The sequence below is a fragment of the Mycobacterium palustre genome (assembly GCF_002101785.1).
GTDB classification, from domain to species: domain Bacteria; phylum Actinomycetota; class Actinomycetes; order Mycobacteriales; family Mycobacteriaceae; genus Mycobacterium; species Mycobacterium palustre.
Map to the genome: position 1 here is coordinate 25,093 of NZ_LQPJ01000021.1, position 18,935 is coordinate 44,027.

The 18,935-nt window shown below is 64.5% G+C and carries 23 protein-coding genes; 8 read left to right on the top strand and 15 right to left on the bottom strand.

Translation table 11 applies throughout. The features are described from left to right. Positions 1-3 precede the first annotated feature (3 nt). Entirely contained in the window at positions 4-1,299 is a 1,296-nt protein-coding gene (locus AWC19_RS01700) for a cytochrome P450 (protein ID WP_085076371.1), read from the bottom strand. A 119-nt stretch (positions 1,300-1,418) separates the two neighbouring features. On the opposite strand from AWC19_RS01700, the gene AWC19_RS01705 reads away from it, so the two are divergent. Further along, positions 1,419-1,964 carry a TetR/AcrR family transcriptional regulator gene (locus AWC19_RS01705; RefSeq protein WP_085076372.1) on the top strand — a complete coding sequence of 182 codons (546 nt, stop codon included), beginning with the start codon at positions 1,419-1,421 and terminating at the stop codon, positions 1,962-1,964. Between the two features lie 109 nt (positions 1,965-2,073). On the opposite strand, the gene AWC19_RS01710 is transcribed toward AWC19_RS01705, so the two are convergent. From AWC19_RS01710 to AWC19_RS01730, 5 genes are all read right to left on the bottom strand, one after another. Next, complete coding sequence (locus AWC19_RS01710; protein ID WP_085076373.1) at positions 2,074-2,274, bottom strand: (2Fe-2S)-binding protein; 201 nt, start codon at positions 2,272-2,274, stop codon at positions 2,074-2,076. 10 nt (positions 2,275-2,284) lie between these two features. Next, positions 2,285-2,911, bottom strand: a complete 627-nt coding sequence (locus AWC19_RS01715; protein ID WP_085076374.1) for a fatty-acid--CoA ligase — start codon at positions 2,909-2,911, stop codon at positions 2,285-2,287. Continuing rightward, positions 2,908-4,311 (bottom strand): FadD3 family acyl-CoA ligase, encoded by a 1,404-nt coding sequence (locus AWC19_RS01720; RefSeq protein WP_085076482.1) that lies wholly within the window; start codon positions 4,309-4,311, stop codon positions 2,908-2,910. Before AWC19_RS01720 ends, AWC19_RS01715 begins: the two co-directional genes overlap by 4 nt. 32 nt (positions 4,312-4,343) lie before the next feature. Then, positions 4,344-5,534 (bottom strand): amidohydrolase family protein, encoded by a 1,191-nt coding sequence (locus AWC19_RS01725; protein WP_085076375.1) that lies wholly within the window; start codon positions 5,532-5,534, stop codon positions 4,344-4,346. Positions 5,535-5,615: 81 nt separating this feature from the next. Continuing rightward, the gene (locus AWC19_RS01730) at positions 5,616-5,993 is read right to left on the bottom strand and encodes a lipoprotein LpqH (protein ID WP_142280921.1); all 378 of its coding nucleotides are present in this window, start codon (positions 5,991-5,993) and stop codon (positions 5,616-5,618) included. Positions 5,994-6,159: 166 nt separating this feature from the next. On the opposite strand from AWC19_RS01730, the gene AWC19_RS01735 reads away from it, so the two are divergent. Continuing rightward, on the top strand, positions 6,160-6,906 hold the full coding sequence (locus AWC19_RS01735) for an enoyl-CoA hydratase/isomerase family protein (protein WP_085076483.1): 747 nt from the start codon (positions 6,160-6,162) through the stop codon (positions 6,904-6,906). 98 nt (positions 6,907-7,004) lie between these two features. Beyond that, positions 7,005-7,328 carry a hypothetical protein gene (locus tag AWC19_RS01740; protein ID WP_085076485.1) on the top strand — a complete coding sequence of 108 codons (324 nt, stop codon included), beginning with the start codon at positions 7,005-7,007 and terminating at the stop codon, positions 7,326-7,328. Here the strand turns inward: AWC19_RS01740 and AWC19_RS01745 are convergent. Further along, positions 7,244-7,954 carry a TetR/AcrR family transcriptional regulator gene (locus tag AWC19_RS01745; RefSeq protein ID WP_085076376.1) on the bottom strand — a complete coding sequence of 237 codons (711 nt, stop codon included), beginning with the start codon at positions 7,952-7,954 and terminating at the stop codon, positions 7,244-7,246. The two genes, AWC19_RS01740 and AWC19_RS01745, sit on opposite strands and share 85 nt — an antisense overlap. A gap of 201 nt (positions 7,955-8,155) precedes the next feature. On the opposite strand from AWC19_RS01745, the gene AWC19_RS01750 reads away from it, so the two are divergent. After that, a complete protein-coding gene (locus AWC19_RS01750) occupies positions 8,156-9,433 on the top strand; it encodes a cytochrome P450 (RefSeq protein WP_085076377.1) in 1,278 nt (425 codons plus the stop codon). A 3-nt stretch (positions 9,434-9,436) separates the two neighbouring features. Here AWC19_RS01750 and AWC19_RS01755 read toward each other — a convergent pair whose 3' ends face one another. Genes AWC19_RS01755 through AWC19_RS01770 form a run of 4 tightly spaced genes read right to left on the bottom strand, consistent with a single transcriptional unit; the run spans position 9,437 to position 11,888 of the window. Beyond that, positions 9,437-9,718 carry a cytochrome C oxidase subunit IV family protein gene (locus AWC19_RS01755; protein ID WP_085076378.1) on the bottom strand — a complete coding sequence of 94 codons (282 nt, stop codon included), beginning with the start codon at positions 9,716-9,718 and terminating at the stop codon, positions 9,437-9,439. Between the two features lie 6 nt (positions 9,719-9,724). Further along, entirely contained in the window at positions 9,725-10,303 is a 579-nt protein-coding gene (locus tag AWC19_RS01760) for a cytochrome c oxidase subunit 3 family protein (RefSeq protein ID WP_085076379.1), read from the bottom strand. Further along, positions 10,300-11,115, bottom strand: a complete 816-nt coding sequence (locus tag AWC19_RS01765; RefSeq protein ID WP_085076380.1) for a hypothetical protein — start codon at positions 11,113-11,115, stop codon at positions 10,300-10,302. Before AWC19_RS01765 ends, AWC19_RS01760 begins: the two co-directional genes overlap by 4 nt. Beyond that, entirely contained in the window at positions 11,112-11,888 is a 777-nt protein-coding gene (locus AWC19_RS01770) for a hypothetical protein (RefSeq protein WP_085076381.1), read from the bottom strand. The genes AWC19_RS01765 and AWC19_RS01770 overlap by 4 nt, the downstream gene beginning before the upstream one ends. Before the next feature lie 98 nt (positions 11,889-11,986). On the opposite strand from AWC19_RS01770, the gene AWC19_RS01775 reads away from it, so the two are divergent. Next, positions 11,987-12,589 (top strand): TetR/AcrR family transcriptional regulator, encoded by a 603-nt coding sequence (locus AWC19_RS01775; protein ID WP_085076382.1) that lies wholly within the window; start codon positions 11,987-11,989, stop codon positions 12,587-12,589. 36 nt (positions 12,590-12,625) lie between these two features. Here AWC19_RS01775 and AWC19_RS01780 read toward each other — a convergent pair whose 3' ends face one another. Both AWC19_RS01780 and AWC19_RS01785 read right to left on the bottom strand, forming a co-directional pair. After that, positions 12,626-13,045 carry a hypothetical protein gene (locus AWC19_RS01780; protein ID WP_211284820.1) on the bottom strand — a complete coding sequence of 140 codons (420 nt, stop codon included), beginning with the start codon at positions 13,043-13,045 and terminating at the stop codon, positions 12,626-12,628. Between the two features lie 88 nt (positions 13,046-13,133). Then, positions 13,134-13,433 carry a hypothetical protein gene (locus AWC19_RS01785; RefSeq protein WP_085076486.1) on the bottom strand — a complete coding sequence of 100 codons (300 nt, stop codon included), beginning with the start codon at positions 13,431-13,433 and terminating at the stop codon, positions 13,134-13,136. Positions 13,434-13,729: 296 nt separating this feature from the next. Between AWC19_RS01785 and AWC19_RS01790 the strand changes: the two genes are divergently transcribed. The 3 genes from AWC19_RS01790 to AWC19_RS01800 all read left to right on the top strand — a co-directional run bounded on the left by AWC19_RS01790 (position 13,730) and on the right by AWC19_RS01800 (position 15,825). Beyond that, complete coding sequence (locus AWC19_RS01790) at positions 13,730-14,536, top strand: hypothetical protein (protein ID WP_085076384.1); 807 nt, start codon at positions 13,730-13,732, stop codon at positions 14,534-14,536. Next, positions 14,533-15,174, top strand: a complete 642-nt coding sequence (locus AWC19_RS01795; RefSeq protein ID WP_085076385.1) for a hypothetical protein — start codon at positions 14,533-14,535, stop codon at positions 15,172-15,174. Before AWC19_RS01790 ends, AWC19_RS01795 begins: the two co-directional genes overlap by 4 nt. 129 nt (positions 15,175-15,303) lie before the next feature. Next, the gene (locus AWC19_RS01800; protein ID WP_085076487.1) at positions 15,304-15,825 is read left to right on the top strand and encodes an Rv2253/PknI dimerization domain-containing protein; all 522 of its coding nucleotides are present in this window, start codon (positions 15,304-15,306) and stop codon (positions 15,823-15,825) included. A 22-nt stretch (positions 15,826-15,847) separates the two neighbouring features. Here AWC19_RS01800 and AWC19_RS01805 read toward each other — a convergent pair whose 3' ends face one another. Both AWC19_RS01805 and AWC19_RS01810 read right to left on the bottom strand, forming a co-directional pair. Continuing rightward, on the bottom strand, positions 15,848-17,605 hold the full coding sequence (locus AWC19_RS01805; protein ID WP_085076386.1) for an MCE family protein: 1,758 nt from the start codon (positions 17,603-17,605) through the stop codon (positions 15,848-15,850). Beyond that, positions 17,606-18,901 (bottom strand): MCE family protein, encoded by a 1,296-nt coding sequence (locus tag AWC19_RS01810; RefSeq protein WP_085076387.1) that lies wholly within the window; start codon positions 18,899-18,901, stop codon positions 17,606-17,608. It lies immediately after the preceding gene. Between the last annotated feature and the right edge of the window lie 34 nt (positions 18,902-18,935).

Sequence of the window (18,935 nt, forward strand, 5' to 3'; positions counted from 1 at the left end):
GCTTCATTGCACCCGAGCGTCGCGCGGCGTGAATTCGAGGTGCAGCGACGTCAGTCCCCGAAGGATCCACAACGGGACGTACCGAAACCGCCGCGCGCCGGGCGGCCCGTGTGTGGCTTCGCAAATCCGGAGGTCGGCCGTGCGTTCGAGGAGCCGTTCGATACTGACCCGCGCTTCGATCCGGGCAAGCGGACCGCCCGGGCAACTGTGCACGCCGCGCCCGAAGGAAACGTTGTGGCGCGCATTGGGCCGGTCCGCGTGAAATTCGGCGGGACACACGAAATGGTCGGGATCGCGGTTGGCCGCTCCCGGCAGCAGCATCACGGTGGTCCCCGCGGGTAACTCCACACCGGCGAGCGTGGTTGCGACCCGGGTCATTCGGAAGTCGCTTTTGATCGGCCCCTCGAACCGCAGCATCTCCTCCACGAAATTAGGGACTCGTTCTGGGCTGTCTCGCAACATGTTCTGCAGTTCGGGCCGCTCGGCCAGCACCCGCATCGAGCCGGTCAGCAGCTTCGCCGTCGTCTCGTGCCCGGCGATGAACAAAAACGTCGCGATCCGCACGACATCCACCACCGGGGGCAGCGAGCCGTCCGGGAACTCAGCGCTGGCCAATTGGGTCAAGATGTCGTCGCGGGGATTGGCCCGCCGGTCCTCGATGTAGCCCGTGAACCACTTGTCCAGGTAGGAAAGCGGATTCATGTCTACCGACCCGTTGTCGTCCGAGGTGACCCACGGCTGGTCGGCGGTGGGGCCGCCGCCGGCGAGCAGCGCCCGAAACATCGGGTGGTCTTGCTCGGGAACGCCGAGCAGGTCCGCGATGACCAGGAGCGGGAACGGCTGGCCGTAAGCGCTCAGGAACTCGCAGCGTTGGTCGCCGATGAACTCGTCGATCAACCGGTCCGCCAGCCGCCACATGAAGGCTTCGTTTTCCTTGAGCCTCTTCGGGGTGAACAGGCCATTGAGCAGGCTGCGGTGGGCGGTGTGCCTCGGTGGGTCGAACGACACCAGGTGCTCGCTCATCGGGAATTGGGCGCGATGTGTCTCGATCTGCTCACCGATGTCGCGACCGTCGTGCGAAAAGGGCAGTGGAAACGGCCCCAGTGACGAATTGATCGACGAAAAAGTTTGGTGATCGCGGTACACCGCGGCCAGTTCGTTGTAGCCGGTGACCGCCACCAGCCCGCTCCGCGGGTCTCGCCAGACCGGGCCTTGCTCGCGCAGGTACTCGTAGTACGGGTAGGGATCGTCGACGACGGAACGGTCGGTGAAGAAGTCGATCTGATCGAATTCGACCATCTGGCAGAGCCTTTCACGCATCTCTGGCGGGCCGGCGCAATTCGCGAGTCAGCGGGACCGACGGCCGGCGCGTGCGCTAAACTTAACAGATTTAACATAAAACGTAAAGGATGTAAACTATGCGGCGGACGTCGCACCACGCGCGGGAAGCCAGGTGGCTGCGGATTCTCCAGGCCACCGCCGAGGTATTGGGCAGGCATGGGCACAGCAAGCTCAACCTCTCCGACGTCGCGGCGCAGGCGGGCATTTCGCGGCCCACCCTCTACACCTTCTTCGCTTCCAAGGAGGAGTTGCTCGACGCGTTCAGCCTCTACGAGCAGGAACTGTTAAGCCGCGAATTGGCGAGCGTCACAGCGGGTCTCGTCGGACAGCAGCGGCTCGACGCGACGTTGGGCTTCATGGTGGGCATCCATGAGTCGCGCAGGTTGCGCCGGATGGTCGACGTCGAACCCCACGCGGTGCTGGCGCAGATGTCGCGCGCGTTGCCGGCGTTGTGCCAGCTGTTTTTGCCCGCGTTCGAGGGTGCCGTGCGCGACCCCGTCGTCGCGACCGCCGCGGCGGTCCGCATCGGGGTGTGCCACTACCTGGTTCCCGGTGCCGACGGCGAGCAGCTGCTCGCCCAGCTGCGCCTGGCGACGTACGGGTCGGTCGTCGAAGCCGCGTGAGGGCAACCCACCGAGGCCTAGTGATCCAGGAAGACCAACCGTGTCGGACACCCCGCCGGTAGCCGTCGTCACCGAAGCAAGCTACCGGACGTCAAAAAGGCGTCTCGCATCAGCGGGGCCGCCCCTCGATCGGCCGCGCCGTTCGGTCCGGCGCCGACGCCCGCAAAATCGCCTGCACGGTGCGGCGGCATCGTCCGCAGTCGGCGCCCGCCCCGCAGGCCCGGGCGACGTCATTGGTCGTCGACGCCCCGGACTCGACCGCCTCGGCCACCGTCTGGCTGGTCACGCCGTTGCACAGGCATACGAACATCCGGCCGGTCTCAGTCCGCCTCGATGCGCATCATGTCGAAGAACCGTCCGACGAACAGCGGCGGATAGGCGCCGAGCCCCGCGCCCGACATCCATTGCGCGGCCGCGTCGGGATGGTCGATCCACTGCCGGGCGCCGTCCTCGTCGGGGAACTCCTGCAGGATCAAAACCTCGTGCTCATCGTCGAAAGCCTGAAATACCCAGGTCTTTCGGATCCCGGCCGCGGTGAACCTGTCGATCGCCGAGCGCACTCCCGCGGTCAGCGTCGACACGTCGTCGACGGCGGCGATTGCCGCTACCACGACGCCGGGCGCCGCCGGTGTCGGCGGCGGCGCCGGATCGAACCTGTCGACGATCTCGCCGGCGAACACGGCGGGGATGTCGTCGACCCCGGCGGCGTCGAACCAGTCGAAGAAGACCCGCGAACGCAGCAGCTCCACGATGGGCTCCCGGCTATGCACCCCGATCATCACCAAGACGCGGCCGTAGTCGTGGGTGGAGGTGTAGACCAGCACGTGGTGGGCGCCGATGTCGGCCAGGGCCGCCTTGTTGCGCTCGAGCAGCGGCCACACCCGGGTCGGATCCGGAACGCGATAGTCCGACGCGATCACCATCGAGTGGATGTCGCCGTTACTCAACGGAGTTGGTCCTTCATCACCTTCCCGGTGGCGTTGAGCGGTAGCTCCTCGCGAAATTCGACGCTTCTCGGCACTTTGAACCCCGCCATCCGCGTTCGGCACCAGGTGAGCAGCTCGTCTTCGGACACCTTACTTTCCACCACCACGAAAGCCTTGCCCACCTGGCCGAGACGCTCGTCGGGAACTCCGATCACCGCGGCTTGGGCCACGGCGGGGTGCCCAAGCAGGAAGCCTTCGATCTCGGCCGGATACGCGTTGAATCCGCCCACGATGAACATGTCCTTTTTGCGGCCTGCCACACGCAGCCGGCCCGAGTCATCGAAGCTGCCCAGATCTCCGGTGTGCAGCCAGCCATCCGCGTCGATGGCCTCGGCGGTTGCCGCGGGATCGTCGAGATAGCCCTGCATGACGTTGTAGCCGCGGACCAGGATCTCGCCGTCGTCGGCGATGCGCACCTCGACCCCGTCGCAGGGCAGGCCCGCGGTGGTGGCGACATCCTCGAACGAGTCGCCCGGCCGGGACAGGGTGACATTACCGGCCTCGGTGAGCCCGTAGCCCGTCATCAACGTCTCGAAAGGCAATTCACCGTGGATGCGGCGGACCAGCTCGACGGGGATGTCGGCGGCGCCGGTCACCCCCGCCCGCAAGCTCGACAGCTTGGACTTGTCGCGCACCGTCAGCAACGAGTGGTACAGCGTCGGCGGACCGGGCAACATCGTGATGCGTTCGCGCTCAATGAGGTTCACCACCGCGTCGACGTCGAACACAGCCACCGGCAGCATGGTCGCACCCCGCAGGAACGACGCCACCAGTCCCGCCTTCAACCCGAAGGTGTGGAAGTACGGGTTGATCATCAGGTAGCGGTCACCCTCGCGCAGGTCGGCGAGCGCGGCCCACTCCTCATACATCCGCAGCGTCTGACGGTGGTTGAGCATCGCGCCCTTCGGGCGCCCGGTCGTGCCCGAGGTGAAGATGATGTCGGAGACGTCGGTGCCGGCCACCTCGCGCTCGAACGGGGAACCGCCCGAGAGGAAGTCGGACTTCAGGTCGATCACGGGTATCCCCGCGGGCACCGCGTAGTCCTGGCCGAGAAAGCCCTTTTGCACCAGGACGGCCCTGGCCCCGCTGCGGACGATGATGTCGCCCGCCTCCTCGGCCCGGAACCGCGTGTTGACGGGAACCAACACCCCGCCCGCGGTGAGCAGCCCGAAAGCCGCGATGATCCACTCCGCGGAGTTGGGTGCCCACACGGCGACCCGGTCCCCCTTGTTCACCCCGAGCTCGGCGAAGGCGCCTGCGGCACAACGTATTCGCTCGACGAGCTCGGCGAAGGTGAGGCGCAGCGGACCGTCGACCACCGCTTCCGCGTCGCCGAAGCGGTCCGCCGCGCTCAAGACCATCTCGGGGATGGTCTGCCACTTCTCAGTGGCTGTCACACCGTGACGAGCCGACCGAGGTTGCCGCCCATGATCTTTGCCTGGTCGTCGACGGGCAGGTGCGACAATGCGTTGACGTAGTAGGTCGGCTCCGCCAGCCCCTCCGGGTGCGGCCAGTCCGACCCGTACAGCACCTGGTCCACCCCGACGAGGTTGATCAGGTCGTCGATACCGTCTTCGAAGAACGGGCTGACGTAGATGCGGTTCTTGACCGTCTCGACCGGGTCGCTCGGGAACGCTTCCGGGGCCTTGCGGAAGACCTCGGCAAGGCCGTCGAGCAACGGGGTCATCCACTTCGAGCCGGCCTCGACGATCGCGACCTTCAGCTTGGGGTGCCGGTAGAGCCCGCCGTGGATCACCCACGAGCCCACCGCGTCCTGTATCGGCCGCCACTCGTTGAGGATGCCCATCGCGTTGGTTTGGAATGGCAGCATTTCCTGTTCGGCACCGTCCCACTCGGAGGTGTAGCGGGAGTAGCCGCTGTCGGACGAGTGCATGCCGACCAGCACGTCGTATTCGACGACGCGCTCCCAGAACGGGTCGAACTCGGGCAGCGCGAACGAGCGGGGGCCGCGGAATCCCGGGACCGGGGCCGGGCGGATCAGGATGGCGCGGGCGCCGCGCTTGACCACCCATTCCAGCTCTTCGATCGCCTTCTCGACGATCGGCAGGGTGATGACGGGGGTGGTGAAGATCCGGTTCTGGTAATTGAAGCCCCAGACCTCGTCGAGCCACTGGTTCAGCGCGTGGATTAAGACGTGGATGGCGACCGGGTCGTCGCGCAGCCGCTCCTCGATCAGGCTGGCCAGCGTGGGGAACATCAGGGTGCGGTCCAGGCCCAGCTCGTTCATCTTCTCCAGCCGCGGGGCGGGCTCGAAGAACGCCGGGATCGCGCGCATCGGCTCGCCGAACAGCTCGCGCTTGCTCTTGCCTTCCGGGTTGCCGTACTTGAAGTACTCCTCCCAGGCGCCCGGCCGGGCGACGACCTCGAACGTCGGGTTGGGAATGTAGTTGCTGATCACGCCGCGCAGCGCGATCTTGGTGCGCCCGTTGATCTGCACGTATTGGACGAAGTCCTTGTACTCCTTAGGCAGGTACTTGGTCAGCGCCTCCGGCGGCTCGTAAAGGTGATTGTCCGCGTCAAAGATCGGGAACGGGACGTCCTCCCGGTGTGACAGTTGCCCCATGAAATCCTCCTTCTTGATTTGAGAGAATACTATTCTCTACAGGCGCCAAACCGCAACGTGCGCCCCTGGCGTCGAACATGGTCAGCAGGTAGCGACGATGTTGAAGGTGGCGGTAGCCGGCTCACCGGGCTTGTCGGTCTTGTAGCCGTTGGCGGTGCCGGTGATCGTGACCTTGTCGCTGCTTTGGGTCAGCTTGGCGTCGCCCACCCCGCCTTGCGCGTACATGCCGGTGAAGCCACCCAGGTTCTGGATCCGCACGGATTCCGCGATGGCCGGGTCGGTTCCCTGATTGATGACGACCTTGGCCCCGGCGAAATCGCTGCCAATGTCGATCATCCGGCTCCACTGCACCTGACTGCACTTGACGACGTGGAAATCCTTACCGGTTCCGTCGATGTTCACCGATGCAGTGCTGGAAAGCTGGGTTGGCGGCCGCGACGTGCACGCGGCAAGCAGCATTGCGGCTAGCGCGGCGGCGGCCGCCGGCGGGAGTCGGTTGGGCACCGGGCCGCCTCCGATCTGGGTCACGAAACTTCCTGGGCCTGCTGCGATGATGTTATTCTCCGGCAAAGAGAATGCCAATATCGGCCGTTCTCTGCTGGCTTATCCCCAGGAGCGAAAACGCATGGTGGACCTCGAGATCGATGACGGGTTGGCGGTGCTCACCATCGATCGCCCCCACGCGCGCAATGCCATCTCGCTGGACACCATGGAGCAGCTCGAGAAGGCACTCGATGCGGCGGCCGGCGCCCAAGCGCTGGCCATCCGGGGCGCCGGCGAACGCGCTTTCGTGTCGGGCGGCGACCTCAAGGAGCTGAGCAAGCTTCGGAGCGAGGAGGACGCCGCGGCAATGGCCAAGCGGATGCGGTCGATCTGCGATCAGCTCGCCAGCTTCCCGGCGCCGGTGATCGCCGCGCTAAACGGCCACGCGTTCGGCGGCGGCGCGGAAGTCGCCGTGGCCGCTGACATTCGGGTGGCCGCCGACGACATCAAGATCGCGTTCAACCAGGTGGCGCTGGAAATCATGCCCGCTTGGGGCGGCGCGGAGAGGCTGGCCGGCATTGTCGGGAAGAGCAAGGCACTGCTGCTCGCCGGCACCGGAACCGTCGTCGACGCCCACGAGGCGGCGCGGATCGGCTTGGTGGATTTGGTATTTCCGCGCTCCGCATTCGACGACGGCTGGCGATCGATCGCGAGGTCGCTCGCTCGTCACCCGGCGGCGGCTATTAAGCGCGTAATCAGCGGAGTTTCGCCCGACGAGGCGATAGCATCCTTTGCGCGGCTGTGGGTCGCCGATGCGCACTGGCAGGCCGCAGAACGCGTACTGAACCGCACCGCCAGTCCGCGCCCAGGAGCCGGAGGAGCGATATGAGTACCGTGTACAGGTTGTTGGCCGCGGTTTCGTTGACGTTGGCCGCGCTAACGGGTGCGCTCAAGAGCACCGGGCTGGCTCATGCCGATGAGCCGGTCATGCACCACGTCAAGTACACCGTCACCGCGCAGAATCCGATTTACACCGACATCTATTACCTGGACCACGAACCGGCCAGGTTTTCTGACTACAGCCACGATCCCTACTCGTTCACGCCGCACATCGACGTCGACATCGCGCCGGACAAGCCGTGGAGCTATGAACTGGATTTGTCGAAGCCCGACGTATACGCGATGGTCGTGGCGAGCACAGGCACAGAACCCGGGACGCCAAACCTTCACTGCGAGCTGTCGGTGGACGGGGCCGTCGTCGTCTCCAAGGACGGACCCAAGGGCGTGCTCTGTTCGCTGCGGAACTGGTGAACCACCCGGGTGGGCGATGCCCCCTCAACCGGCTGGGGATCGCCTTCCAGGCGCCGCAAGTAGCTTTCGACCAGCTCTAAGGTCTCGGCGTGACCGCCGGAAATGCCCACCGCCTGCTCGAGCACCAAGAATCGCGACAGGCTGGTCATCAGGACCGTCCAGACCACCGGCTGCACTTCCGCGCCATCCTGGCCAACCACGCCGTAACGCTGCAGCGCGGCGGCCACCGCCTGACGCTGCTCCTCGCGGAATCGTTCGGCGTAGTAAGCGATTTCCGCTCGCATTTCTTTTCGGTGATTGGCCAGCGCCATGAATTCCATCGCGATCCGGGTGAACGCGGGATCGGTCCCGAATCTCCACAGCGCCCACAACGGCTGATGGCTCCGCAGCGCCAAAGCTTGCACCTTTAGACCTTCCTCGGCACGGCGGCGGAAGACCTCGAGAAACAGCTCGTCCATGGTGCGGAAGTAGTAGTGCACCAGCTGTGGTTTCAAACCCGCCTTGCTCGCCAGACGACGCGACGTGACCGCGGCGTAGCCTTCTTCGACCATCAACCGCTCGGCCGCGTCGAGCAGCAGGGTGCGATTCTTCGCGTCCGGCGCTCCGATTCTGCGGGCCGAAGTCATGTCCCTGCTCCGAATTCTGCGTGGGTGGCGACCACACGGGTTTTGGTGCCGACCACACGGATCGTATCGCGGCACGGTGTTGCGGCCTTGACCCTGACATTACCGCCATGCTAAGCAGGTGCTCAGCACGTTTGGCCTTCGAGAGCGGGCGCACGGCGCCGAACTTCACGGGAGACCCGGCCCAGGGGAGACGCAATCTAAATGAGCAACTTCGACACGATCGACTTCTTCACCGACCCGTCTTTGGTGCCCGATCCGCACCCCTACTTCGACTACCTGCGCAGCCAAAACCCGGTACAGCGGCTGCCGCATCACGGGGTCGTCGCCGTCACCGGCTACCAAGAGGCCACCGAGGTCTACAAGGACCCCGACACCTTTTCGAACATCGTCGCGCTCGGCGGCCCGTTCCCGCCGCTCCCCTTCGAGCCCAAGGGCGACGACATCAGCGCGCAGATCGACGAGCACCGCAGCTACTTCCCGATGAACGAGCACATGGTGACCATGGATCCGCCGGAACACACCAAGGCTCGCTCGGTGTTGTCCAAGCTGCTCACTCCGAGCCGGCTCAAGCAAAACGAGGAGTTCATGTGGCGCCTCGCCGACCGGCAGCTCGACGAATTCCTGACCAACGGCGAGTGCGAGTTCATCAGTGAATACTCAAAGCCCTTCGCCACCTTGGTGATTGCCGACCTGCTCGGGGTTCCCGAGGAGGACCACAAGGAGTTCCGTGTCGTCTTGGGCGCCGACCGCCCCGGCTCGCAGGTGGGCGCCCTCGACCATGCGAGCGTCGGCATCAACCCACTGGAGTGGCTGGACGACAAGTTCTGCGCCTACATCGAGGACCGGCGCCGCCAACCGCGCGACGACGTGCTGACCTCCCTGGCGACGGCGAAATACCCCGACGGGTCCACGCCGGAGGTCATCGATGTTGTTCGTTCCGCCACTTTTCTTTTCGCCGCCGGCCAGGAAACCACGGCCAAGCTGCTCAGCGCCGCGCTGCAGGTGATCGGCGAGCGGCCAGACATCCAGCAGCAGCTGCGCGAGGACCGCAGCCTGATCCCGGGTTTCATCGAGGAATCGTTGCGGATGGACAGCCCGGTCAAAAGCGACTCGCGGCTCGCCCGCAGGGCTACCACGGTCGGCGGCGTGGACATCCCCGCCGGAACGGTCGTCATGGTGTTACCGGGCGCGGCCAACCGCGATCCGCGCCGCTTCGACAATCCCCACGAATTCGACCTCCGCCGAAAAAATGTTCGCGAGCACATGGCGTTCGCGCGCGGCGTGCACTCTTGTCCGGGCGGACCACTCGCCCGCGTGGAGGGCCGCGTCTCCATCGAGCGCATCCTAGATCGGATGGGCGACATCAAGATCAACGAGATCAAGCACGGGCCCGCCGGCGATCGGAAGTACGTCTATGAGCCGACGTACATTCTGCGCGGGCTGAGCGAACTGCACCTGACCTTCACGCCGAACGGGTGAGGCTCAGGCGAGTGTCCGTCCGATGAAATAGCAGCCGAACAGCGCGACGGCGATGAGCATCACCCAGGCGTCGGTGAGGCGACACAGCAGGACGGGGGCCTGCCGGACCTCCATGAACTCCCGAAAGATGATGCGCACCTTGACCAGCGCGATCACGATCACGCTCGACGTAGCCACCGCGCCGGCCCCGAGCGTCCCGTCGAGCGAGTGATCTATCCAGAGATAGGTCAGCGTGAGAGCCGCCAGCACCACCCAGACGACCAGCAGCCTCCTGTTGGCTTTCATAACCGATCACCTCACCACGTAGAGCAGCGCAAAGATGAGAACCCACAGGAAATCGACGGTGTGCCAATAGGTTGCGCACGTTTCGACGACTTCCTGGGATCGTCGTGCCGGACTGCGAAGTTGGTAGACGGCGATGCCCAGGACGACGAAGCCGATCAGCAGGTGCACGAAGTGGATCCCGGTAAGGAAAAAGTAATAGGTAAAGAAGTCGTTGCTGTCCAATCCATTTCCCATGCGGACCAATCGGGCCCACTCGAACACCTTGAAAGAAAGGAACATCGCGGCGAACACGGCCGTGATGCGCACGTCCCGCAGCGCCGCCCCGTAGCCGCCGGCGCGCGACGACTGGACACACCGTGCCATCGACCACGAGCTCAGCAGTAATACAAGGGTATTGAAGACGCCCAAGCGCAGGTCCAGCTGCGCCTGGGAATGCAAGAAGAGCTGCAGGCTTCGGCCGCGGTAGAGCAAATAGAAGCCGAAATACGCTGTGAAGACCAGTGTTTCGAACAACACGAAGGCCCACATGTCTGGCTGCCCGGGCACCGACCTGCCGGGTTTGCTCCTGTCGACCAGGTCCGTCATGGCGCAATCGCCTCGGGCTGCACGCGGTCGGGCAACGGCCCGTCGCCGAAGTCCTCGCGCTGGATCATCCGAAACAGCATGACGGTGAATGTGACTTGGTAGATGCCAAAAACCACCATGTCCAGCCACCACGCGATCTGGCCGTTCCACGCCAACACGCCGCGCCGAAAGATCCAGCACGGCGCCACGACGACCTCGGTCAGCGCGTTACACAGGTTGAGATAGCCGAACCACTTGGGGAACACCCGATTCTTGTCGAGCAGAATCGCGACCATCCAGATCAGCGAACCGATCAGGAACACTCCCATGGTTCCGTCGAAGGACAAGAAGGCGAAGTCGTAAAGCCAACCGATCGCTTCGGGGTCGCGTCCCGGTCGCAGCGTCCCGACGACGAGTGCGATGTTGAGCAGCAGCATGCCGGGAACCGCGCTGAACGTGTAGATGAGCAGGTACGAGTAGCCGAACGCGCGGCTGACCGACATCCGTCGCATCGAGTAGGCGATGAGGGCGTTGTTGGTCGCGATCAGGCCGCTGATGGCGAAGATGATGCCGAATCCGAGGGGTATCCCGAGATGGCGTTCGGAGAACCAGTGCATTTGCGTGGCGGGGCCCCAGGTGGGCTGCGGCGGCGGCTGGACCCGCGCCACGACGAAGAACACCGGGAAGAAGGCGCTGTAGAAAAAGAGCATCGCCGCCCAAGCCAGCCACAGCTCGCGCTTGGGGCCGCGCCACAGGTGCCAGGTGATCCGCCGCGGCAGGGGCCCCGATGGAGGCGAGGCCGGGAAGGTCGGCGATGTCACCACCACACTCACGCGTTGACCAGTTCTTTTTCGCGCCTGGCGATTTCCGCGCGCTCCCGGTAGATGGCTCGCCCGAGAACCACGCCCATGACGCCGATCCAGAGGGCAATGGCAACGTTTTTCACCCAGAACGTCAAGAAGCCGTCCCACGCTAGCGGTCCGGTCAATGACACCCCGACGAAGGCTGCGGGCACCAGCGCAGCCGCCACCAGAAGGTTGAAGTGAGCCACCCAACGGCCAAATACCGGCTGCGTCCGATCGTCGAAATAAATTGCCACGGCGAGGATTACGCTTTGCCCGATCAGAAACGGGACCACGATGCTGAAGGTGATCCAGGCGAAATCGTTGAGCAGCTGAGTCAATTCCGGGCTTCGCCCGGGACGGAAGGCGGCCAGCAGCCAGCAGACATCGGCGACGAGGAACAGCGTCGGACCGCCGGCCGCACAACCGAGAATCGCGTACGAAAAGATCGGCGTGCGATGCGCCATCCGGCGGACCTGCAGCACGATCAGGGCCAGGATCGGGACGAGGCAGACGCCGAACCAGTTGAACACGATCATGCTGTACCGGATCTGGGGCAGGTGCGCCGGATCGCGATAGAACGCGGCCACCTGCTCGGCCGACATGCTCGGTGACATCGGCGGGTTGAAGCCCGGAAAAAGGAAAAAGCAAGCGCCCCAAATGATCACCGTCGCCGGCAACGTCCACAGCAGGATCAGCTCACCGTCGGTCCGCCGCAGGGCTCCGCGGCGTGCTGCCGCATCGCCGCCGCCGCCGTCGGACATCGGTACTCCCTCCCACGCGGTCGCCCGCCTAAACGGCTAGTCAGCGAAACTAGCCGATCGGCTAGCCTCGGTCAATAGCGGTGGTCTAGTCTCCTCGTGTGACGACAGCACGCCAGGCGGGCACCGACGGGCGGTTCCCGGTCGTACAGCACAGCGCCGCCCGGACGCGGGTGCTCGATGCCGCGCTTGATCTGTTCGCCCAGCACGGCGTCAGCGGTACGTCGCTGCAGATGATCGCCGACGCTGTCGGGGTGACGAAAGCCGCGGTGTACCACCAGTTCCGGACCAAAGAGCAGCTCGTGCTCGCGGTCACCGAGCGCGAACTCTTTCGGCTGGGCCCAGCGCTCGAGGAAGCTGAGGAACACAAGGACCGACTAGAGGCCCGCGACGCACTTCTGGTACGCATGGTCGAGATGGCGGTTCGCGACCGCCGGTTGGTGCGCACGCTGCAGTTCGATCCCGTCGTGGTTCGCTTGCTCGCCGAACACGAACCGCTGCAACGCTTTATGGATCGCCTCTACAACGTGCTGCTGAGCGATGCCGGCCTGGACGGGCGGATCGAGGCGGCCATGTTCTCCGGCGCGATCAGCGCCGCCGTCATGCACCCGCTGGTCGCCGACATCGATGACGGCACACTGCTCGACCGGGTCGTCGATTTGAGCCGGCGCCTATTAGGCCTGCCCCGGGAGAGCCGCGACTGACCGACGCTGCGCCCGGCCGAACGAAAAGCGACAAGGTTACGTGTCGCCGCGGATCCAGGTCATAACACCGTCGTGCGCAAAGCAGACTAAGAACAGGCCGTCGGGCGCCTGCGCGACGTAGTTCTGGTAATTCTCGCAACTGGCGCCTTCTTCCTTGACGCCCGCCATCGGAGGCGACCGGAACCAACGCGGCTGATATCTCCGCGGTGAGCCACAGAACATCAGCCGCCCAGGCTGGGAGGCGAACGAAACGTAACCGTCGGCTACGCCGAAGGCGTAGTAGGTGGTGTTCTCGCAGGGCGCGCCTAACACCTGATGCGGCATGATGCCCGGCGTACAGGCGGGGTAGTCGCAGACCGTCGGTCCGGCAAAGGATGGCGGCGCCGCCAGCACACTGGTGCTGAGCAACGCGGCACACAGCGCCACGATTGATCGCACTCGATTACTTTGCCACATCTGAAAAGAAATTTCTTCTGCTTAGCGAGGATGGTGGCGGGTCACTTAGAACTTCCCAATCACAGCTCCGCGTCGTGTGTCGACCGCGTCAATGCCCTGCTCCGCGCGGCTGGTTGGCCAGGAAACACTGCACTCGGGTAACGGCATCGTTCGGATTGACTCCCATTTCCACCAATCTCTGGATTACTTGGGCGGACGGCACACCGGAATCGAGATCCGTCGCTATCACACGGACGCTGGGAAACCAATCGTCTGCACTGACCCCCGGCGGCGGGGGCTTCGCGTCGCCGCCAAGGCAATGAGCGTATCCATCGACACCGGTGTCAGCGTGCGCGGACGACGCCCCCACCAGCACGGCCGGGGCGATGGGCAGGACGGCGATGCCCATGCCGACCGCCGCAGCGACGACACGCAGGGAACGGCCTTGACAGCTCGGGCAGATTCGCATGGTGGTTTTCTCCCACATCATGTAGCCACGTCACACATGATCGCTTCACGCTACTCGCAATCAAACTGAGCCACCAGCCAGAAGATCGTTTGAGCAATAACGACCTTCGCGCGAATTCGAATTCAAAGTGCCCTCTACCCGTCCGCCGGCGAGCCGCCATTTCCGCATGTAAAGGCACAATGGCGGCCGCCCGATGACGGCGTTGAGCCCAGACCGCAGTGATAAACTAGATTTCCATGCACAATCCGGAGGGACCCGACGGCGACGATTGTGGCCACCCCGCGGATGTGACCGATCCGGACGAACCACAGTCGCGCTCAGGCGTCGACCCCGTGTATGTAGCGGTGCCGTCGGAGACGGACGCAGAAGACGAAGTCGCCGAGGCCGAAGCCCGCGCCGAGGCGGCTCGGGCGCGCCTCGCACGGCTGCGCCGGGCGGCAGAAGCCGCGAACGCCGCCGACGACGCCCCGCCCCCAGAGACCGAACGGCGCCCCGCAGAACCGACCCGGAAACGGCTAGGGTTGCCGCGGCGTCTCAAGCGGCCACGGTGGCCGCGCCGCCCGGGACGGAAGAAGATAGCTGTCGGCGTTCGCATCCTGCTCGCTTTCGCATCGCTCGGCGCGAGCGGTTACATGCTGTGGCAGCATCACACCGCGGTGCATAATCGGCAGCTCGCAGCGGAGTTCACCGCGGCCGCCCGGCAAGAGGTCACCACGCTGATGTCGATTGACCCCGATCATGCAAAAGAGAGCGTCCAACGCATGATCGACGCTTCTACGGGCAACCAGAAGAACACCATCGCAGCGCTGTCAACTCTCATGGTCAAGCGGGCCGAGGAAACGAAGATCGGCAGCAAGGTCACCGTGGAAGCCGTCGCGGTCGAATCGTTGAGCGACAACTCGGGAGTCGTGCTGGTGGCGGCGAAAACCGATGCCATTGGGCCGGATAACGCCAAACCGCCACCGGCATTGTTTCGCCTCAGCGTCCATTTGGACCGCGACGGCGGCCAGCTCAAGATGTCGAAAGTTGATTACCTGAAATGACCGTTGAGCATGGCTCGTCGCTCGGCGGCACCGAAACGGCGGCTGACGGTGCGCACATTCTGCGCACCGACGAGGATGGGAAGCCACCTCCCGCCGAGAAAGCGTCAGGCCTCAGCCGGCGGGCAGCGATCCGAAAGTGGGCCCGCTTCTGTTTGGCGAGGTGGCGTTCGATGGTCGCGACCGTGTTGGTCGTTGCAGCAGTGGGAACCGCCGCCGCCATCTACGTCATTCTGTACCGGCCGGATCAGCGCGTCGGCGATGCGACGGCACACCGCGCAATCCAGGCGGCGTCGGACGGCACCGTGGCGGTGTTGTCGTACTCCTTCGACCATTTAAACCGCGATTTCAACAACGGCAAAGCCCATCTCACAGGCGGTTTTCTGGCCTATTACAGCAGATTCACTAACGACGTCGTCGCCCCGACGGCGCAGCAGGGGCAACTGACGGCGACCGCCAAGGTAATTCGGGCCGCAGTTTCGGATTTGCATCCCGATTCGGCGACCGTCCTGGTTTTCGTCGACCAGACGACGGCGAGCCCGAAAAAGAAAGATCCCGAGAACACCCAGAGCAGTGTCCTGGTCACGCTGAAAAACGTGGATGGTTCCTGGCTGATCGAGAAATTCGACCCCGTCGCATGAGCGCGGCATCTTGGTCCAACCGTTACCTGGTCGGCTGAATCGGTGTAACGTCATCGCTTGAGAACGCCGCAACGGATGGCGAAAAATCGCCAGAGGCACTGTCGGATTATGCGCTTCGAGGAGCACCTGATGCGGTCAGTAAAAACACTCCCCACCGCAACGCTGTTGGCTGCCACTGCATTCGGCGCTTTGGCATCGGCGTCCCCAGCCCAAGCGATCACCAAGGAAGACGTCGCCCTCAACGGGACGTTCCGCGTTACGTCCATCGGCGATTGGGCCCAGAGGAACGATCAGTACTTCGGCGAGCCGACGGTGTACCAAACCTGGACCATCAGCTCGACGTGCGTCACAACTCAGGAATGCCACGGCACGGTGACGAGCGATCAGGGATGGAACGCCCCCCTATACATGAACGATGGGGAGATGTGGAAGGTGAAACGCGAGGTGCCGGATTGGGAGCGCTGCCAAGACGGTACCGCGTTTCCCGGACAGCAGACCTTCTTTTTCTACCCGGTGAACGACAATGGTGGGTATCAACTCGGGTCACCGACCTTTGCCGGCAAGGATAAGACGGTCGGCCCAAGCGGCGCCTGCGGGCAAAACCAATGGCTTGATATCACAATGCCGTTGCGCTTGGACCAGCTCTCCTAACCCGTCGTAGCGGGGCGCATTTTCAAGTGGGAAGCATGTCCTTCCACGTCTTGGGCGCCTTCGAATTCACAAGATCCGACTGCTCGTACAACTTGCCGTCGGGACCGACATAACGACCGGTGTGGGGATCGTACTTTGCCACCGCTACCTTGGGTACCTTGGGCGCGGGCTTTGGTGCGTTGGCTCCGAACGCGCTTGGCGCAGCTTGGGGCTGCCCTCCCTCGACCTGATCCGGCGGTGTGGGAGCCGGAGGTGGGGGCGGCGGCGCGGGTACGGCGGGTGGTGCGGGAAGTTCGCCCGCTGCGGGCACGTCGAGTGGCGCGATGGGCGGAAGGTCGGCCGACATTGGCGACATGGGCGCCAGCGCGGGGCGTCCCGACGACGGCACGGGCGGAACGGCCGCGCCGACGGTACCCGGTGGTGGGTTTTCCCCACGCGGTCCCGACGGTGAGCCGCGCGGCACCGCTCCCGGAGGCAGCGGCGTCCCCTCGACCGGGCCAAAGATCCTGTCATTGACGGTGATCCGGTCATCGGGCGGGACGCCCTGGGCTAGCAGATTCGGATCCAGTGGATAGGGACCAAGAACGTGTTGGCGCATCGCCAGCGGCATAAACGGCTTGTCGCTGTTGCAGATCTCGACGGTAGGCGCGCGCTTACCCGGGTGACCCATGCAGGGATAGTTGCGGGCACCGCGAACCGCGATCGGTGAATCCTGCGGGAGTTTGCAATACAACCCGTCTGGCGTGTCGATGTCGGTGAGGTCGTCCGGGGAGCGCCATGTGTTGGGGGGCATGAAGCCGACCGTGCAGATAGGCGGATTGTCGATCGAGGCCGCGAAGTCGCCGTAAGCCTTGCCGTCGGGATGGTTTTCACCCTGGGCAGCCTGCTCAATGGCAACCGCCGACGGCAGCAACACGAGCAGCTGCTCCAGCGAGGGGTGGTAGGTGACGCCGATCTGCCCGATGGTGGTCAGGTTGGCGAGCAGCACCGGCAGCGTCGGTTTCACTTGTTCGAGCAGCCGGGACGCTTCGTTCGCAGCCTCAGGACCGTTTTGCAAGATGGTGCGGAAATGGGAATCGTTGTTGGTCAACACATCCGAAATTCCGGCGAGGCTGCGCGCCCAGGTTCTGATCGAATCGGTGGTCTGTGCTTGGGTATCCAACAGTGGCCCGGTCTCTTCGGTGAGGGCCTTGGTGCGATCGACGACGCCGTTGGCGTCGCGGGAGATCGTCTGTGAGGAATCGATCAGTGACCCCAAGTCGTAACCTGTGCCGTTGAAACCCTGGAAGGACTCATCGAGTAATTGGCCGAGCTTGGTCTTCGGAATGCTCTGGACCAAGGCATTGACCTGATCGAGCATCGGCCCCACCGGCTGCGGAATCGTGGTGTCCCGCACCGCGATTACCGAACCGTCGTGCAAATAGGGCGGCGAATCGGTCTTGGGTCGCAAGTCTACGTACTGTTCGCCCACAGCGGAGACGCTGAGCACCTCCGCTGTCAGGTTCGCGGGAACCTTGGGTGAAGTGCTAAGCGACAGCGTCGCTTTGGCGCCGGTCGGGGTCAGACCCACCGAGGTGACCTTACCGATCTGGACCCCACGGTAGGTCACGTTGGAAAACCGGTACAGCCCGCCGGTGGCCGGCAGCTCCAGTGTGACCGTCATACGGCCGATGCCCAGCAGGGTTGGCGCTTGGATGTAGAACAGGACCATCGCGATCACGCCAATGGTCCCGACGATCGCGAAAATCGCCAGTTGGATCCGAACGAAACGAGTCAGCATCTATCCACCCGATCCCGCCGGCGGCGCTTCTGCGGGCGGCGGCGCCTGACCGAGACCCGCGTCGGGCGACGGGGCCGCGCCCGGCGGAGGACCGGGTGGCGGGGCCGCACTCGGCGGGGGGCCGGGCAGCGGCCCATGGTTGCCCGGGCCCGGTCCGGGCACCGCACCCGGCGGCGGTGGGGGCAGCGGCAACGCATTGGGATCGACCCACGGTGGCCGCACGGGGTTATGCAGCGGATCGAGCGTGTAAGTCATGCGATACGGATCCCCGGGCAACGGTGGCTCCGGCTCGTCGAGCTGTCCCCAATGGGTTCCCAACAACAGTCCCCGCTTGAGCCGTGGAATCGACATGTCGAAATCGACGTGCAGGTTGAAGTAGTCGCCTCGGACAGCCCGGTCGACAAAGTTCTGGGTGAAGGGGAACACGAACCCCGCCGCGATCGCCGTACCGAGCTCCGGCCCGACGTCGGCGAGCGCTTTGATGGTCGGCTCCAGGTTCTTGAGGTTCTGGACCAGGTCAGCCTGGGCGTCGTTGACGAGCCGGGTGGCGGTGTTGCTGAAGACACGAAGTTTGTCCAGAGCGGCCGTCAGGCGCGGCCGCTCTTTGATCAGCACATCGAGTGCGGGCGGTATCTTGCGCAACGCCTCGGTGACAACGGCGTGTTGATCGGCGAATGTCCTTGCAAGCCGGTTCAGCGCCTGGATGGAGTCAACGATGTTATCCCGCTGTTGATCCAGAGTCCCCACGAACGTGTCGAGACGAGTGATCAGATCGCGCACGGCCCCCTCACGCCCGGACAGGGCGGCGGAAAAATTGTGAATGACTTCCCCGATTTGTCCCAGTCCCCCGCCGTTGACGACCGCCCCGAGCGACGACAGCGTCTGCTCGGTTGACGGGTAGGCCGATGTCCGGCTCAGCGGGATGGTCGCGCCCGGCTGTAGCCGTCCGCTTCCCCGCTGGCCGAGCGGCGTATTGAGTTCCACATGCATGGATCCCAGCAGGCTGGTCTGGCCGACGGTGGCTACCACGTTGGCCGGGACGACGACGTCGCGCTTGACCGAGATCTCGACGTCGGCGTGCCAGCCCCGCACCCTCATCGTGCCGACACTGCCGACGATGACGTCGTCGATCATCACCGGCGAATTCGACTCCATCGTGCCGACATTCGGGAGTTCTACGTGGTAGATGTTGGCCCCCGGCCCCCGTCCCACCGCGCCGGGCAGCGGTAGCGAATTCAGGCCGTGGAACGCGCATCCCGTCGACGTCACCACCACGCAACAGCCGACGGCGAACATTCGCCGGGCTAGACGCGATGGCCCGGCTCCTTTT

Excerpts from the sequence above, each read along its gene's own strand:
- AWC19_RS01700 (WP_085076371.1), bottom strand. The coding sequence starts at position 1,299 with ATGGTCGAATTCGATCAGATCGACTTCTTCACCGACCGTTCCGTCGTC.
- AWC19_RS01705 (WP_085076372.1), top strand. The coding sequence starts at position 1,419 with ATGCGGCGGACGTCGCACCACGCGCGGGAAGCCAGGTGGCTGCGGATT.
- AWC19_RS01710 (WP_085076373.1), bottom strand. The coding sequence starts at position 2,274 with ATGTTCGTATGCCTGTGCAACGGCGTGACCAGCCAGACGGTGGCCGAG.
- AWC19_RS01720 (WP_085076482.1), bottom strand. The coding sequence starts at position 4,311 with ATGGTCTTGAGCGCGGCGGACCGCTTCGGCGACGCGGAAGCGGTGGTC.
- AWC19_RS01725 (WP_085076375.1), bottom strand. The coding sequence starts at position 5,534 with ATGGGGCAACTGTCACACCGGGAGGACGTCCCGTTCCCGATCTTTGAC.
- AWC19_RS01730 (WP_142280921.1), bottom strand. The coding sequence starts at position 5,993 with ATGCTGCTTGCCGCGTGCACGTCGCGGCCGCCAACCCAGCTTTCCAGC.
- AWC19_RS01735 (WP_085076483.1), top strand. The coding sequence starts at position 6,160 with ATGGTGGACCTCGAGATCGATGACGGGTTGGCGGTGCTCACCATCGAT.
- AWC19_RS01740 (WP_085076485.1), top strand. The coding sequence starts at position 7,005 with ATGCACCACGTCAAGTACACCGTCACCGCGCAGAATCCGATTTACACC.
- AWC19_RS01745 (WP_085076376.1), bottom strand. The coding sequence starts at position 7,954 with ATGACTTCGGCCCGCAGAATCGGAGCGCCGGACGCGAAGAATCGCACC.
- AWC19_RS01750 (WP_085076377.1), top strand. The coding sequence starts at position 8,156 with ATGAGCAACTTCGACACGATCGACTTCTTCACCGACCCGTCTTTGGTG.
- AWC19_RS01755 (WP_085076378.1), bottom strand. The coding sequence starts at position 9,718 with ATGAAAGCCAACAGGAGGCTGCTGGTCGTCTGGGTGGTGCTGGCGGCT.
- AWC19_RS01760 (WP_085076379.1), bottom strand. The coding sequence starts at position 10,303 with ATGACGGACCTGGTCGACAGGAGCAAACCCGGCAGGTCGGTGCCCGGG.
- AWC19_RS01770 (WP_085076381.1), bottom strand. The coding sequence starts at position 11,888 with ATGTCCGACGGCGGCGGCGGCGATGCGGCAGCACGCCGCGGAGCCCTG.
- AWC19_RS01780 (WP_211284820.1), bottom strand. The coding sequence starts at position 13,045 with ATGTGGCAAAGTAATCGAGTGCGATCAATCGTGGCGCTGTGTGCCGCG.
- AWC19_RS01785 (WP_085076486.1), bottom strand. The coding sequence starts at position 13,433 with ATGGGCATCGCCGTCCTGCCCATCGCCCCGGCCGTGCTGGTGGGGGCG.
- AWC19_RS01790 (WP_085076384.1), top strand. The coding sequence starts at position 13,730 with ATGCACAATCCGGAGGGACCCGACGGCGACGATTGTGGCCACCCCGCG.
- AWC19_RS01795 (WP_085076385.1), top strand. The coding sequence starts at position 14,533 with ATGACCGTTGAGCATGGCTCGTCGCTCGGCGGCACCGAAACGGCGGCT.
- AWC19_RS01800 (WP_085076487.1), top strand. The coding sequence starts at position 15,304 with ATGCGGTCAGTAAAAACACTCCCCACCGCAACGCTGTTGGCTGCCACT.
- AWC19_RS01805 (WP_085076386.1), bottom strand. The coding sequence starts at position 17,605 with ATGCTGACTCGTTTCGTTCGGATCCAACTGGCGATTTTCGCGATCGTC.
- AWC19_RS01810 (WP_085076387.1), bottom strand. The coding sequence starts at position 18,901 with ATGTTCGCCGTCGGCTGTTGCGTGGTGGTGACGTCGACGGGATGCGCG.